Annotated in this window: 1 protein-coding gene; it reads right to left on the bottom strand. The window is 70.9% G+C overall.

The window, feature by feature from the left end:
• Window positions 1-21 precede the first annotated feature (21 nt).
• Complete coding sequence (locus tag CH341_RS30805; protein WP_170149883.1) at window positions 22-1887, bottom strand: HWE histidine kinase domain-containing protein; 1866 nt, start codon at window positions 1885-1887, stop codon at window positions 22-24.
• Window positions 1888-2179 lie beyond the last annotated feature (292 nt).

Here is a 2179-nt window from a genome sequence, read left to right as displayed (position 1 = left end):
GGCGCAGAGTCGGGACGCGGGTCAGCGCGCCGCCAGCAGGTGCGATGCCGGAATCACCATGCGGCAGCGCACGCCGCCCGGATCGAAGTCGAGCACCACCTCGGCGTCGAGGGCGCGGGCCAGGTTCTTCTCCACCACCAGCGTGCCGAAGCCGCGGCTGGCCGGGGCGGTCACGTCGGGGCCGTCCTTCTCGGCCCAGAGGATCTCGACGGCCTCCTCGCGGCCCTCCTCGGCCGGCCGCATGTGCCATTCGACGTCGACCCGGCCAGCCGGCACCGAGAGGGCGCCGTAACGTTCGGCGTTGCTGGCGAGCTCGTGCAGCGCGAGGCCGTAGCTCTGGGCGGCGGCGGGCTTCAGGTGAACGGCGGGTCCCTGCACCGAGACCCGGCTGGCGGCGCCGTCGAGATATTTCGAGAGCTGCCGGCGCGTGAGGTCGCCCAGCGACGCCCCGTACCAGCCCTCCTGGACGAGGAGGTCGTGCGACGTGGCGAGCGCCTGCAGCCGGGCCCCGAAGGCTTCGAGAAACGTCTCGATGTTGCCGGCGGAGTGGCGGGCGGTCTGCCGCGCCATCGCCTGGATCACGGCCAGCAGGTTCTTCGACCGGTGGGTCAGCTCGCGCATCAGCAGGCGCAGATGGCTCTCGCCGGTCTTGCGCTCGGTGATGTCGAACAGCGCGCAGGCCACCCCCGTGATGGTGCCGGCGGCGTCCGGCAGCGGCTCCACATGCAGCTCGTACCAGCGGGTGTCGGCCCCCTCCTTGACGCTCACCTCGCCGCCCTGCGCCTTGCCTGCGGCGAGCGCGTTGCGGGCGAGCGCCCCGAACTGGGCGAGGCTCTCGGGCGGCAGGATCTCCTCGTCGGTGCGGCCGACGATCTCGGAGACGTCGCGGCCGAACAGCGGGTTGCTGATGGAGGTGAAGCGCAGCTCGCGGTCCTGGGTGAACAGCGTCATGTGCGAGCCGCGCAATGCGATCTCGTAGCGCTGCAGGGCGGTGCGCAGCTCGTCGGCGAGGCGGCGCTGCTCGCTCTCCAGCGAGCGCAGCCGCGAGATGTCGATCGCCGCCCCGGTCAGTCCGTCGATCTGCCCGTCGAGCCCGTGCGCCGGTTCGAGATGGACGGCGTAGAGGGCGCGCTCGCGCGGGTTCACGGCGGTGAGCTCGCAGGTCTCCGCCGTGCCGCTGTCCAGCACCCGCTGCTTGACCGCCAGCATGGTCTCGCGCTCGCCGGCCGGAAACAGCTCCGCGTCGGTCCGCCCGATCATCTCCTCGGCGCCGTGGCCGCCCGGATCGTAGACCCAGGTGTAACGAAGATCGCGATCCTGCGAGAAGGCGTGCACATAGGCGCCGCGCAGCGCCGTCTCCAGCCGCGCCTTGACGCTCGAGAGCTCGCGGGTGCGGTCGGCCACCCGGGTCTCCAACTCGCGCTGGACCGTCTCCAGCTCGCGCAGCGTCACCTCGTGGCCGGCGACCTCGCGGCGCAGGCTGTCGTTGGCCTGGGCGAGCTGGGCCGTGGAGGGCGCCTGGGCGAGCCGGGGGAGAAGAGGCAGCAACAGCACGACGGTGGCCGAGGCCAGCGCCGCGACGGCCGCATCGGCGATCCCGACCAGCCAGTGAAAGGGCAGCACGGTCGAGAGGGCCCCGAGGAGATGGGCGAGCGCGGAGAGGAACAGGAACAGGCCACCCGCCCAGATCAGCGGCCGGTACTCGCGGCCGAGATCCGGCCGCCGTCTCACGATCCATACGAGGCCGAACAGAATTCCCAGGAAGCTGAAGGCGATGAATGCTTCGGCCGTGAACTCCAGAGCAGCCAAGGTGGAGCGGAATCCGCCCTCCGGGATGGTCGGCAACCCTACCGGCCCGATGCCGAGCCGTTCGACGATGCCGCTCATTCGCTGCACTCCATCCGGGGGTCCGGGCCGGTGCAATCCTGCCGCCGTTCCGGGCCTCCGCCTTGATTTCGGGCAAGCGGCAGACGCCGCCGGTCCGCCGCCCCAGACCCGACGGCATGCGGCCTGATCGGCCGAACCGTCCCGCAGGGTCGGAACGCGACTGCGCTTGGGTTGGTTTCTAAAGCGACGATCCATCCTCGGCGGACCGTCTCGCCCGGTCGGCGGGAGGGACCGGAAAAAAAATCAAAAAAAATTCGACCGGGGCCGGAACCAAACCGCTGGCCGCCCGTTT

Origin of the sequence: Rhodoplanes roseus, from assembly GCF_003258865.1 — a bacterium.
Taxonomy (GTDB): domain Bacteria; phylum Pseudomonadota; class Alphaproteobacteria; order Rhizobiales; family Xanthobacteraceae; genus Rhodoplanes; species Rhodoplanes roseus.
The sequence above is the reverse complement of the archived record's forward strand: the minus strand, read 5'-3'. Positions and strand labels throughout refer to the sequence as shown.

Coding starts and splice junctions, on each gene's coding strand:
- CH341_RS30805 (WP_170149883.1), bottom strand. CDS start 1,887: ATGAGCGGCATCGTCGAACGGCTCGGCATCGGGCCGGTAGGGTTGCCG.